Source organism: Paenibacillus kobensis NBRC 15729 (assembly GCF_004000825.1).
GTDB classification, from domain to species: Bacteria; Bacillota; Bacilli; order Paenibacillales; family Paenibacillaceae; genus Paenibacillus_T; species Paenibacillus_T kobensis.
Genome location: NZ_BILZ01000037.1, coordinates 47,227 through 59,384, shown reverse-complemented (window position 1 = coordinate 59,384; position 12,158 = coordinate 47,227). Strand labels below are relative to the sequence as shown.

Annotated in this window: 14 protein-coding genes and 1 riboswitch; of the genes, 12 read left to right on the top strand and 2 right to left on the bottom strand. The window is 50.4% G+C overall.

Annotated elements, in window-relative coordinates; genetic code table 11:
* Window positions 1–420: 420 nt before the first annotated feature.
* Window positions 421–951 (bottom strand): transposase, encoded by a 531-nt coding sequence (locus tag PKO01S_RS19460; RefSeq protein WP_127533110.1) that lies wholly within the window; start codon window positions 949–951, stop codon window positions 421–423.
* Window positions 952–1,167: 216 nt separating this feature from the next.
* Here PKO01S_RS19460 and PKO01S_RS19455 point away from each other — a divergent pair, with 216 nt between their 5' ends.
* The 10 genes from PKO01S_RS19455 to rsmI all read left to right on the top strand — a co-directional run bounded on the left by PKO01S_RS19455 (window position 1,168) and on the right by rsmI (window position 8,880).
* Window positions 1,168–1,362, top strand: coding sequence for a sigma factor G inhibitor Gin (locus PKO01S_RS19455; RefSeq protein WP_127533109.1), 195 nt, complete (start codon window positions 1,168–1,170; stop codon window positions 1,360–1,362).
* Window positions 1,363–1,470: 108 nt separating this feature from the next.
* Window positions 1,471–3,075, top strand: a complete 1,605-nt coding sequence (locus PKO01S_RS19450; RefSeq protein WP_127533108.1) for an aminotransferase class I/II-fold pyridoxal phosphate-dependent enzyme — start codon at window positions 1,471–1,473, stop codon at window positions 3,073–3,075.
* Between the two features lie 72 nt (window positions 3,076–3,147).
* Complete coding sequence (gene tmk / locus PKO01S_RS19445; protein ID WP_127533107.1) at window positions 3,148–3,801, top strand: dTMP kinase; 654 nt, start codon at window positions 3,148–3,150, stop codon at window positions 3,799–3,801.
* A 52-nt stretch (window positions 3,802–3,853) separates the two neighbouring features.
* Window positions 3,854–4,183: a cyclic-di-AMP receptor gene (locus tag PKO01S_RS19440; protein ID WP_127533106.1), complete on the top strand. Its 330-nt coding sequence runs from the start codon at window positions 3,854–3,856 to the stop codon at window positions 4,181–4,183.
* A 70-nt stretch (window positions 4,184–4,253) separates the two neighbouring features.
* Window positions 4,254–4,694, top strand: a complete 441-nt coding sequence (locus PKO01S_RS19435; RefSeq protein ID WP_127533105.1) for a YaaR family protein — start codon at window positions 4,254–4,256, stop codon at window positions 4,692–4,694.
* 18 nt (window positions 4,695–4,712) lie between these two features.
* A complete protein-coding gene (gene holB, locus PKO01S_RS19430) occupies window positions 4,713–5,690 on the top strand; it encodes a DNA polymerase III subunit delta' (RefSeq protein ID WP_127533104.1) in 978 nt (325 codons plus the stop codon).
* 4 nt (window positions 5,691–5,694) lie between these two features.
* A complete protein-coding gene (locus PKO01S_RS19425; RefSeq protein ID WP_127533103.1) occupies window positions 5,695–6,498 on the top strand; it encodes a PSP1 domain-containing protein in 804 nt (267 codons plus the stop codon).
* Window positions 6,499–6,532: 34 nt separating this feature from the next.
* Window positions 6,533–6,946, top strand: coding sequence for an initiation-control protein YabA (locus PKO01S_RS19420; protein ID WP_127533102.1), 414 nt, complete (start codon window positions 6,533–6,535; stop codon window positions 6,944–6,946).
* A 231-nt stretch (window positions 6,947–7,177) separates the two neighbouring features.
* Window positions 7,178–7,915, top strand: a complete 738-nt coding sequence (locus PKO01S_RS19415; RefSeq protein ID WP_246070642.1) for a tRNA1(Val) (adenine(37)-N6)-methyltransferase — start codon at window positions 7,178–7,180, stop codon at window positions 7,913–7,915.
* A complete protein-coding gene (rsmI, locus tag PKO01S_RS19410; RefSeq protein ID WP_127533113.1) occupies window positions 7,915–8,880 on the top strand; it encodes a 16S rRNA (cytidine(1402)-2'-O)-methyltransferase in 966 nt (321 codons plus the stop codon). Before PKO01S_RS19415 ends, rsmI begins: the two co-directional genes overlap by 1 nt.
* A gap of 143 nt (window positions 8,881–9,023) precedes the next feature.
* On the opposite strand, the gene PKO01S_RS19405 is transcribed toward rsmI, so the two are convergent.
* A complete protein-coding gene (locus tag PKO01S_RS19405; protein ID WP_127533100.1) occupies window positions 9,024–9,278 on the bottom strand; it encodes an AbrB/MazE/SpoVT family DNA-binding domain-containing protein in 255 nt (84 codons plus the stop codon).
* Window positions 9,279–9,564: 286 nt separating this feature from the next.
* Here PKO01S_RS19405 and PKO01S_RS19400 point away from each other — a divergent pair, with 286 nt between their 5' ends.
* A complete protein-coding gene (locus tag PKO01S_RS19400) occupies window positions 9,565–10,869 on the top strand; it encodes an HD domain-containing protein (RefSeq protein WP_127533099.1) in 1,305 nt (434 codons plus the stop codon).
* Window positions 10,870–10,919: 50 nt separating this feature from the next.
* On the top strand, window positions 10,920–11,708 hold the full coding sequence (locus PKO01S_RS19395; protein WP_127533098.1) for a TatD family hydrolase: 789 nt from the start codon (window positions 10,920–10,922) through the stop codon (window positions 11,706–11,708).
* A 177-nt stretch (window positions 11,709–11,885) separates the two neighbouring features.
* A riboswitch (cyclic di-AMP (ydaO/yuaA leader) is annotated at window positions 11,886–12,094 on the top strand.
* Window positions 12,095–12,158: the final 64 nt, after the last annotated feature.

Sequence of the window (12,158 nt, the reverse complement as noted above, 5' to 3'; positions counted from 1 at the left end):
CTTTTTTGTTGTGTGATCGGACCACATGCGTACCTATTCGTCTCAGAGAGGGTCCCAAAGGGGCCCTCAGCCTCCTCAGCCTCCTCAGGACTTCTCCGGAGACTTCCCTTTACTACGTCAATTGTTCGTCTACTATTACTTCTGCGAAGTAAAGATTCAAGATAGAGGCACTCGGATTTATTCGATTAGCCGGTGATTTATTCGAATATACAATTACGTCACCGCTGTATGTTGATACTTAATAGATGTTGCGGGAATATGTCTCGATTGATTACAGGATTGTCCGTTTAATGGAGATTGCGAGGGCGCCAACTGTTAATCCCCCTAACGTCTCCGAAAAGCATAATCAAAAAGCCGTTCAACGTATGACGATGGATCGTCATGCGATGGACAGCTTTGTTTTACGAACAATTAAATGGTTTAACGATGATAGTACTGGATGCATTCTGTTTCGAGCTTGACGATGCCGTCATGCTTCTGTTTGCGAAGCGACGTAAGAATGGACAGCGCAGGGATGGCGAGCCACAAATGCCATGCAGCGAGCTCGAAGAACCCGGCTTGTCCGATCCATGGCAGCAGCATACCGATAATGCAAAGACCGATCCAGAACATGACGAGCTCCGTTCTGCGATAAAGTCCGAGCGGTACTTCAATGAGAGGCGTATAGCCCATAAAGGGGATATTAATACTCCATCCCCAGCGCTGACGTTGATAGTTATCTACGCGTAACAGCGTCAGCCTGTTCAATAGGAAACGAAGCAGAATGCTTATTGGAAGTCCGATTAGGCCATATAGGACGCCGCTCCAACCGTATGCAACGATTCCGGCTGACATGAAGAGGAATGGAATCGTTTTATAGCTGAGGAGCAGCTTAGGATGAATGTTTATTTTACGAATGAGCTGGTACTGGTAGACGGTTGCGTTTTTTTGCTCTTGTAAGGTTTGTCGCATGGTAAGCTTCCCTTTCTGAAGGATTCAACACATATATCGGAATTAGCGAGCTGTTCTTGAATACGGCCGCTTAATATCGTTTATTATTCACCAATGTGCTGGTGCCCACATAATCTGAATAAAAAAGGTGAATAACGTTAAGAACCTGACTAAAGTAGTAGATTTTGCGCCATAATAATAGATAAGCCGTTATTCCCCCTGATAGGAGGCATCAGCATGGAGGAAGCGCAGCATATGTGTAAATGTATAATATGTGGCGAGACGAAGCATGAGGAAGAAGGCATTCGGATCGTAACCGAATTTATTTGCGAAGATTGTGAGATTGATATTGTCGCTACGGATGTCCTTGATGAGAAATATCCCTTCTACATTCATCAGATGAGACAAATATGGGTTCAGCGGAACGCCTGATGTACGCCTTTCCTTAAGTCGGAGAGGCTTTTTTATTTAGGGTTAATCATACGGCAGTGTTACAATGAATACCAGAGTTTAATGGAGTCTGGTATGAGGATGAGTGTCATGAACAATTATAAACGTTTCACTGCCCCTATATTTCAACAATTGTCCAAGCATGCGGACGAGAAGCCCGTATCCTTTCATGTGCCAGGTCATCGATATGGCGAGGCATGGAAGCAGCATGGACATAACCATAATAATGGACTGTTGGAGCGTGAAGCGGCAGACCGCTTTGGCCGCTTGCTTCCGATCGATGTAACGGAGCTGTCGACGACCGATGATCTGCATGCGCCGGAAGGAGTTATTGCAGAAGCTCAGCGATTGGCGGCTGCTATGTATGGCGCAGATGAGACGATGCTGCTGGTCGGGGGGAGTACGGCTGGCAATATTGCAATGATATTGGCTGCATGCGAGCCGGGCGATACGATTATCGTGCAGCGCAATGTTCATAAGTCGGTTATCAATGGTCTGCGGATGGCTGGGGCAAAAGCTGTATTCGTGCGGCCGTCATACGAGGCGTCGGATGGAACAGCGATTATTCCGAGGCTGGGTGATATCGAAAATGCGCTGAAGCAGTACCCGGAAGCGAAAGCGGTACTGCTTAGCACGCCGAATTATTACGGGTATGCCACATCGATAAATTTATATGCCGAGCTGGCGCATCGTCACGGAGTTCCATTATTGGTCGATGAGGCTCATGGGGCTCATTACGGCTTGCATGAAGCGTTCCCGCATTCCGCTTTATCGCAAGGCGCTGATGCTGTCGTTCAGTCGACGCACAAGACGCTCCCGGCGATGACGATGGGCGCCATGCTTCATGTCCGAAGGGGCCGGATCGATATGGAGCGGCTGCGCGAAATGTTGACGATGGTGCAAAGCTCAAGCCCGTCATACCCCATTATGGCATCGCTCGATATTGCCCGGGCAATGGCTGAATCGGCCGGCGGTCTAATGTTTGAATCTGGCTTGGCAGCAGCAGAGAGAATACGTGGCCATTTGTATAGCCGAGCAGGCCGGTTATCGATCGGTGACAATCGATTAAAGGAAGAAAGCATGATAGCGAGTATGCCGATCCGGCAGCAGGGGGAACGGAAACAACAGAGCTTACCGCTGAATAACAAACATGAAATGAAAGTAAGGCAGGATCCGCTTCGTATCGTGATACGGGACCGGCTTAGCTTGGTTAGCGGTTACGAGCTGCAAAGGATGCTGGAGAGTCATGGCTGTTGGGCGGAGATGGCGGATGAGCGGCGTGTATTGCTTATTGTTGGCCCATTCATAAGCGATGAGGATACGGCACGCTTTATTGCTGCATGTGAGGCAATCGAGAAGGAACTCAATAACCGGGAACAGCCGGAACAAAAGTCGGAGAGCTTCGCGAACATATATGGGGAAGGCGAGGAATTACTCGCTGTATCTGAACCTGTGCCGTTCTCTCTGCATCGCATTAACCGTGATTTAATCGATACCTTGCCGCTTCAAGAAGCAACAGGCTGCAGGAGCGCCGAGACAGTCATTCCTTATCCGCCCGGTATTCCGCTGGTCTATGCGGGAGAGACGATAACGGCAGGGATTGTAACGGAACTGGAAAGCTTGTCGGCACGCGGAGCTAAGGTGCAAGGAGCGGCCAATCCGAAGTTGCAGACGATCCGAATAATCCGGTCGTAACGGATGACTCACCGGATAAGCTTTGTTATGATGGAAGCAAGAACGGATACTAGATGAATAGAGGCGTTAAGCTTGAATACAGGTTTATTCATTTCAATAGAGGGCGGCGAAGGTTCAGGCAAGACGACGCTGATTTCGGGACTGGCATCGCAATTGTCAGCACAGGGCTATCAAGTGACAACTACGCGTGAGCCAGGGGGCATTCCAATTGCCGAGCAGATTCGAGAGGTTATATTGGACCGGAGCAACACGGCAATGGATGGACGTACGGAGGCGCTGCTGTATGCGGCTGCCCGCAGACAGCATCTTGTAGAGAAGGTGGTGCCTGCGCTCACGCAAGGACATGTCGTGCTATGTGATCGTTTCATTGACAGCAGTCTCGCTTATCAAGGGCATGCGAGAGGGATCGGAATCGACGAGGTGATGGCCATTAACGAATTCGCGATTAATGGGCTGATGCCGAAGCTGACTCTCTACTTGGATGTGAAGCCGGAGACGGGCCTTCGCCGCATTCAAGAAGCGGATGGACGCGAGATTAACCGGCTCGATCTCGAGAAGGCATCATTCCATGAGAAAGTGCGCGAAGGCTTCCTGCAGCTCTCGGCACGTTTCGCGGACCGTATTGCAGTAATTGACGCAGAACGTCATCAGGAGGAAGTATTGGCAAGTTGTCTGTCGATCATTATGGAGCGCGGGCAGGAATTTAGCCAATCGGTGTCAAAATAGTATCGTATATCGATAATATACGACGCTTTTACGGTCACGGGAGGGATTGAGGATGAAGCTAGTCATCGCAATCGTGCAAGACAAGGATAGCAATCGTCTGTCCAATGCGCTCGTTCGGGAAGGGTTCCGGGCGACTAAACTGGCCAGTACGGGAGGATTTCTTCGTGCGGGCAATACGACGTTCATGATCGGGATCGAGGATGAACGTGTGCATGAGGTACTGCATGCCATTCGGTCGAACTGTAAAGTAAGAGACCAGCTTGTAACGCCAATGTCGCCGATGAGCGGCTCAGCAGATTCGTATATTCCATTTCCTGTTGAAGTGCAAGTAGGCGGAGCGGCCGTGTTCGTCGTACCCGTCGAAAGATTCGAGCATTATTAATTTACGATTGAATGAGTACCAATAAGACAGCAATGATTCAGCGATACCGACAGATAGGGCGTGACGACAAGTGAAGATTGAATCGGGGTGGCGTCCGCTCGAGCAGCGGTCGCGTACGGATCAATCCAATAAAACCGTTGCAACAAGAAGCTTCTCGGACGTGATGCAGCAGAATGATCAAGAGCGTACAGCCGAGCAGTTGCAGCGCAAGCTCCAAGATATTTATAATCAAGGCGAACGGCTCGCTCGTTCCATGACGGTGCGAGAGCTGAAGCTGTATCAGCAGATGGTACGCAAGTTTCTCGAGGATACGGTCAAACGCGGCGTCGGCTTGAAGGAGCAGCGGAGCTTCGACCGCCGAGGCAGAATGAAGCGGTATAAGCTGCTGGACGAAATCGACGGCAAGCTGATCGCAATGGCGGAGGAACTTCTGCAGAGCGAGCAAGGACGCCTTGAGCTGCTTAGCAGCATTGGCGAGATTCGCGGATTGCTAATTAATTTGTTTTTCTAAAGAAAGGAATTCCGCACCATGAGTATGGAACAAGTGCCGGGCCAATCCAAAGCGAAGTCGTTGCTGCGTTACGGACTGCGAACCGGCAAAGTATCGCATGCTTATCTGTTCAGCGGACCGCGCGGAACGGGCCGGAAGGCGCTTGCACTCGCATTCGCCAAAGCGCTGTTCTGTACGGCAGGCGATGAGGACGCATGCGGGCAATGCATAGAATGCCGAAAGTTCGAACACGGCAACCAGCCGGATCTGCACCAACTGGAGCCGGACGGACAGTCGATCAAGCTCGGACAAATTCAGCAGTTGCAGCGTGAAATGTCGTACCGGAATGCGGGCGTGCAGCGTAAGGTATATATCGTGGAGAAAGCCGAGACGATGACGCTGCAGGCGGCGAACAGCTTGCTCAAATTTCTCGAAGAGCCGCAGTCAGAGATTGTGGCTATTCTATTAACGGATAACGGACAAGCTATTCTGCCGACCATCCGGTCAAGAGTGCAGCTCATTCCGTTCGTCCCACTGTCGCCGCAGGAGCTGGCTGCTGCGCTCGAAGCGGAAGGAATTCCTTCTATTACAGCGAGAACGGCTGCTAGGCTTGCTTCCGGAACGGATGCTTGCAGAGAACTTATCCAGCAGAATGGGTTTGCAGAAACAAGAAACGTAGTGATACAATTAGGCAAGGAGAGCTTAAGCCGATTTACCGCAGCGATCGTGACGGTCCAGCAGCAGGTCGTCAAGTCCGAAGCGGGACAAGATCCGCAGCTTCTGCTCGCCATGTTGTTATTATGGTTTAAAGATATGATTCATTATCAAGCCGGCAGGCTTGAAGAAATCGTTTTTATAGATCAGTCGGAATGGATTGGCAAGCATGCATACGCCCGTACCCCGGACGGTTGGGTGAATTGCATGGAGCATGTGCTGGAGTGCGGCAAGCGGATACGCGCACACGTATCAACTCAGCTTGCGCTAGAGCAATTACTGGTGAATCTACAGGAGGGCTAATGCCTTGTATAATGTCGTCGGTGTTCGCTTCAAGAAAGCGGGCAAGATCTATTACTTTGATCCCGTCGACCTGCCCGTAACGAAGGATCAATATGCGATCGTCGAGACGGCGCGCGGCATCGAATACGGGAAAGTCGTGGTGGGACAGAAGCAAGTCGGTGAATCGGATGTTGTCCTCCCGCTTAAGAAAGTAATACGAATCGCCAATGAAGCCGACGCGAAGGTAGTGGAAGAGAATAAACGGTCGGCCAGTCAGGCTTTTACGACGTGCTTGGACAAAATTCGCAATCATCAGCTTAAGATGAAGCTCGTCGATGTAGAATATACGTTTGACCGCAACAAAATTATTTTTTATTTCACTGCCGAAGGTCGAGTCGACTTCCGTGAGTTGGTTAAGGATTTGGCTGGCGTATTCCGTACCCGAATTGAACTAAGGCAAATCGGTGTAAGGGATGAAGCAAAGATGCTGGGCGGAATCGGACCGTGCGGCCGCGTGCTGTGCTGTTCTTCGTGGCTGGGCGATTTCGAGCCGGTATCCATCAAGATGGCGAAGGATCAGAATCTGTCGCTTAATCCGACGAAGATATCGGGATTATGCGGACGACTGATGTGCTGCCTGAAGTATGAGCATGATAACTACGAGAGTGTCCGCGAGGAAATTCCGTCGATCGGTAAGGTGGTCGTTACGTCGCTTGGCGAAGGTAGAGTAACCGGAATTAATGCGGGGAGCAAGACAGTCTATGTACAACTTCTCGACGTCGGAGGCAAGCCTAAGGAGCTTCCATTGGACGATGTCGTCGTGAAATAACCCGTTCCATCACGATTCTGAGGTGGGAACTGTATTGGATAACCAAGATCTTTTCGTACAAATGGACGAGCTGGAGGGCCGCGTAGGCGCCGTACATGCAGAGCTCGGGTTGATGAAGCAGCATTTGAAGAGGCTGCTGGAAGAGAATAAGCGGCTTAGTATGGAGAACCACCAGCTTAGAAAGTTGCTCCGGCAAGGGTCGGCGTTCTTGGATACGATGCAGGAGCCCGCAGCTGCAGATGAACTGCCGGATCAAGAGGATGCTTCGGAGCAGTTGGACGCGAAGCAAGCTGCACCGTCTGAGAACGAACCGATTCCGGTTATCGGAGGCGGGCATGATAACTTAGCTCGCTTGTATCATGAAGGATTTCACATATGCAATGTCTATTACGGACATTTGCGGACGGAAGGCGATTGTTTATTCTGTCTGTCTTTCCTGAATAAATAACGCCTTCAAGAAGAAACATGCGGCTCCGTCTTCGGCGGCGGTGCAGCAATTCGAACAAGACCCGTAAGGGTCTTTGTTTTTGTTCCATGACTTTTAGCGCTATAGGGGCAAGGATGGATACGGATGGAGGATACGAATACGGTGCACAATGAGAGCAATCAAGTACAACAATTTGGCGGGGCATTAGCCCCCGGCGTCGAGCTTCTCCCAGGTGAGCGGCTGGATGATCTGATGACGAAGGAGCTTCAAATTATTCAGAGCCGGGAAGTGTTCAGCTTCTCGATGGATGCAGTATTGCTTGCCCGGTTCGCTTCCGTGCCGCCTAGGGGCAAGATTGTCGATCTATGTACCGGTAACGGCGTTATTCCGCTTTTGTTGTCGACGCGAACGCGTGCCTCGATTGATGCCGTTGAAATACAGCCCCGATTGGCCAACATGGCGAGCAGAAGCGTATCGTTCAATAAGCTGGATTCGCAAATTCGAATTATCGAATCCGACCTGCGCACCTATCCGAAGGAAGCGGGCAACGGCATCTATGATGCGGTAACCGTCAATCCTCCCTATATGCAGGCACAGTCGGGCGATCAGAACGAGAATGAGCATTATGCGATAGCTAGGCACGAAATTCATTGTACGCTCGATAATGTTGTCGAAGCATGTGCAAGGTTGGTGCGTACGGGCGGCAAAGTGTCGATGGTGCACCGTCCGAACCGGCTCATCGATATCATGGAATCGTTCCGCCGCTGGAAGCTGGAGCCGAAAAGAATCCGGTTCGTTCATCCGCATGCGGGGGCGGAGGCAAACATGCTGTTAATTGAAGCGATTCGCGATGGGAAGCCATTCTTGAAGGTACTGCCGCCGCTAATTGTATATACGAAGGAAAGAGAATACACAGAAGAGCTCAAGCTGCTCTATTATGGCAGCGATGGCATTTGGGCAGCCGGTCAAACCGGAGGGGAGAGTGAATGATGCAAGTACAGCGCAGCTTTGAAGCAGGGTCAGACCGTACGACAGGAACGCTCTATCTCGTCGGAACGCCGATCGGTAACTTGGAGGATATGACGTTCCGCGCAATCCGTACGCTTCGCGAGGTGGATCTGATCGCGGCGGAGGATACAAGACAGACGCGAAAGCTTCTTACTCATTTTGAAATTTCGACAAGAATAGTGAGCTATCATGAACACAATAAGAGGGCAAGCGGCCCGGAGTTGCTCCGTCTGCTTGAGGAGGGCACTTCGATCGCGCTTGTCAGCGATGCTGGATTGCCTGCTATATCCGATCCAGGCGCCGATCTGGTGCGCGACGCTGCGGAGCGCGGTATTGCGGTCGTTCCGGTGCCGGGTGCCAACGCTGCGTTAAGCGCGCTTATTATGTCGGGTCTTCCGACTGAGCGGTTTCTGTTCATGGGGTTCCCTCCGCGACAGAAGAAGGCGCTGACCGAGTGGCTGACTAGCTTCGCGCATGAGCGCGGAACGGTGATGCTCTATGAATCGCCGCATCGGGTGTCGAAGACACTTGCGGTTATGCTAGAGGTGCTTGGCGACCGCAGCATAGCGATGGTCCGGGAGTTGACCAAAAGGCATGAAGAAGCGGCAAGAGGCACGGTATCCGAATGTATCGCTTGGCTGGAGGAACATCCCCCTCTTGGCGAATACGTCATTATCGTAGAAGGGCGGAAGATAGAGTCGGCTCGATCAACGGCATCGGTATTGTCGCAGGAAGATGACGGAGATGGAACGGGAGCGGCTATGACCGGCATGAGCGGCGAAGACGCCGTATGGTGGTCATCCTTATCTATTGAGGAGCATGTGCAGCATTACGAGGATCGCCAGTCGTTAAGCCGGAAGGACGCAATCAAGCGTGCGGCGGCGGATCGGTCAATGCAGAAGCGGGACGTATATAATATGGTTATGCGAAAAAACGAAAGTGGATAGCGCTGCGCGTTATCCACTGTTTATCCACGTATTGTCCACATAAAAAAAGGACCTTCCAGGCCGGGTTTAAGCGCTGGAAGGCATAAGGAGTATGAAAAAGGTTAGAATTAACATGTGGATAACTACATTATAACCTATTTCTTTTATTTTGTCACAGGGGTAGGCAATTCCGAGAGACAAACATTGCAAACAATTTTTCCTTTGAAGTACGCAACGTTCTCTGCATTGCCGCAGAAGATGCATGCTGGCTCATATTTCTTCAGCATGATGCGCTCTCCGTCCACGTAAATCTCAAGCGCATCCTTCTCACCAATGCCCAACGTACGGCGCAATTCGATTGGAATTACGACGCGACCCAACTCATCAACTTTACGAACGATACCAGTAGACTTCATCATAATAAATTTTCCCCTCTCATGATTCTTATTAATCGTCACTATTCGACACGGTTTTACTTTTTATGATTAATATAATACCAAGAATACCCAGAACAGTCAACCTAGAAATAATGCTATAAACCGCCAAATATTTCTGTTAATCCTGTAATGTAGGGCGATAATGCGATACTATTATCATACAACAACACGATAACGTTTGGAAATGATCCTACGACACTTTTCGACAAAAACCTAAGAGCTGTGTCGAAATATTGAACAAATTTGCTGTAAGGGGTGGAATTGTCACATGGAGAGGTTGTTGGCTGAAGAGAAAGTTTTTAAGGATCCCGTACATAAATCGGTATATGTGCAAGATCAGTTAATCTGGAATCTAATTAATACGAAAGAGTTTCAACGGCTTCGGCGGATTAGACAGCTCGGCACCTCTTATTTGACGTTCCATGGGGCTGAGCATAGCCGATTCTCGCATTCACTTGGTGTTTACGAGATTACGCGCCGAATCATCTCGTCGTTCGAGCGTAATGAGTATCCGGACTGGCCGAGAGAGGAAAGGCTGCCGGCGTTGTGCGCAGCGCTGCTGCACGATCTTGGCCACGGACCGTTCTCGCATTCGATCGAGGAAGTATTCGACACCGACCATGAGGATTGGACATGTCGAATTATAACGGGGGATACGGAAGTTAATCAGGCGCTTCGGGAAGTGGACGATCAGTTCCCGGAGCGGGTTGCTGCTATTATTAAGAAGAAATACGACAAACCGATTGTCGTAAACCTGGTATCGAGCCAGATGGACGCCGACCGGATGGATTATTTGCTCCGTGATGCGTACTTCACAGGCGTTCATTATGGAACATTCGATCTCGAGAGAATCCTTCGGGTGTTGCGTCCGCATCAGGGGCGAATTGTCGTGAAGGAGAGCGGGATGCATGCGGTGGAAGACTATCTGATGTCGCGCTACCAAATGTACTGGCAAGTATACTTCCATCCCGTGACACGAAGCTCGGAAATCATTTTGCGTCAAATCTTGCGGCGGGCGAAGGAACTCTACCATAATGGCTACACGTTCGATTGGCTGCCTCAACCGCTGCTTCGTCTGTTCCGCGGAGAGCTGACGACGGACGATTATTTCCGGCTGGATGAAGCGCTTGCACAGACGGTCTTCATGGCTTGGGCCGATGAGCGCGACGAATGGCTGTCCGATCTGAGCAGACGATTTTTGCACCGGCGGTTGTATAAAGAAGTTATTGTAAGCGATCATAATGAAACATTGTTCGAAGAGGCGAAGCGTCAGTTGAAAAAAGCAGGGCTGCATCCGGACTATCATCTCGAAGTTGACTTTCCGTCCGATCTTCCTTACGATGTGTACCGTCCAGATGCCGGGCCTGGATCAGGCAAGAAAGGCAGCGATAAGCCACCGATTCTGCTGCTTGATTCTGAGGGCGTGATGTCGGAAATATCGGCTCGTTCGGACATTATAAGATCGCTAACCGGTCTTCATCAGGACAAGCACCGGTGGTATTTCCCAGATGATCTGCTTCGTCCGGTTGCTCACCGGTTGGACAGCCATATCCGGTCGATATTCGGCTATTAAGATATCCAGCAGTTTCAGCAATGCGGTATATATTAGAAAGGGGAAACATCATGAGCGGAAAACTTTCATTAATCGACACCCATACTCATATGGACAATTCTAAATTCGACAGCGACCGCGAGGAGGCAATCGCCCGGGCACGCGAAGCGGGTGTCGAATTGATGATCAATATCGGATTCGACCGGGAGACGATCCCGACGACGATGGCGCTTGCGGAGCGTTATGATTTCTTCTATGCGGCAGTCGGCTGGCATCCTGTAGAAAGCATTCATATGCAGCCAGGCGATCTGGAATGGATCGAGTCGCTGATGTCGCATCCGAAGGTCGTCGCGATTGGCGAGATCGGACTTGATTATCATTGGGACACATCTCCGAAGGATGTACAGCATCGCGTGTTCCGCGAGCAGATCCGCCTTGCGCGCAAAGTCGGCAAACCGATCGTCATTCATAACCGGGATGCCCACGAGGATGTCATACGTATATTGAAGGAAGAGAATGCAGCTGAGGTTGGCGGCGTTATGCACTGCTTCTCCGGCAGCTGGGAAACGGCTAAAGCTTGTCTCGACATGAACTTCTATATTTCGTTCGGAGGACCGGTTTCATTCACGAATGCGAAGGTGCCAAAAGAGGTGCTGGCGAAGGTGCCGGACGACCGACTTCTAATTGAAACAGACTCCCCATATCTAGCCCCTCACCCTTATAGAGGGAAACGAAATGAGTCCGCTTTCGTAGTTCAAGTGGCGGAAGCCGTGGCAGCAATAAAAGGAAAAACACTAGAAGAAATCGGATATTTAACGTCCGTAAATGCCAGAAATTGTTTCCGTTTGGAGCGGAAGTAGGCGCAAACCGGAGTAAAACGTATCTAACGTGTGATAAAAGTAGATTTCTTCGGTAAAACCGCTTCTCTTTTGCTTGAATTTCCTTAAATATCGCTAAAATCGTCTTTAATCAGTTCTTTACAAGGTTAGCGAACACGGGGTATGATTCATTTCAGAACTTACACAATGTATTGGATTTCCAGTAACACGCTTAATCTCCTAACGGAGAACGGGGGACCCAGATGTGGAAGCCGGACAGATGCTGATCTAGGGCATCAAGAAGGTGGAAGCATGTACCATTGGGGTGAATTTCGCGACATGCATCCGGGCGTACCGGCGCAGGCGAATAGGGCAGCTCTCTTGCCCGAATCCGACAGCTAACCTCGTAAGCGACATAGAGAGATCAACCTTCGAATCCCACTTACCATGCCTAGCTGTGACCAACCCGGGAAGCCACGAAGCAGATGATCC

Coding starts and splice junctions, on each gene's coding strand:
- PKO01S_RS19460 (WP_127533110.1), bottom strand. CDS start 951: ATGCGACAAACCTTACAAGAGCAAAAAAACGCAACCGTCTACCAGTAC.
- PKO01S_RS19455 (WP_127533109.1), top strand. CDS start 1,168: ATGGAGGAAGCGCAGCATATGTGTAAATGTATAATATGTGGCGAGACG.
- PKO01S_RS19450 (WP_127533108.1), top strand. CDS start 1,471: ATGAACAATTATAAACGTTTCACTGCCCCTATATTTCAACAATTGTCC.
- PKO01S_RS19440 (WP_127533106.1), top strand. CDS start 3,854: ATGAAGCTAGTCATCGCAATCGTGCAAGACAAGGATAGCAATCGTCTG.
- holB (WP_127533104.1), top strand. CDS start 4,713: ATGAGTATGGAACAAGTGCCGGGCCAATCCAAAGCGAAGTCGTTGCTG.
- PKO01S_RS19415 (WP_246070642.1), top strand. CDS start 7,178: ATGACGAAGGAGCTTCAAATTATTCAGAGCCGGGAAGTGTTCAGCTTC.
- rsmI (WP_127533113.1), top strand. CDS start 7,915: ATGCAAGTACAGCGCAGCTTTGAAGCAGGGTCAGACCGTACGACAGGA.
- PKO01S_RS19405 (WP_127533100.1), bottom strand. CDS start 9,278: ATGATGAAGTCTACTGGTATCGTTCGTAAAGTTGATGAGTTGGGTCGC.
- PKO01S_RS19400 (WP_127533099.1), top strand. CDS start 9,565: ATGGAGAGGTTGTTGGCTGAAGAGAAAGTTTTTAAGGATCCCGTACAT.
- PKO01S_RS19395 (WP_127533098.1), top strand. CDS start 10,920: ATGAGCGGAAAACTTTCATTAATCGACACCCATACTCATATGGACAAT.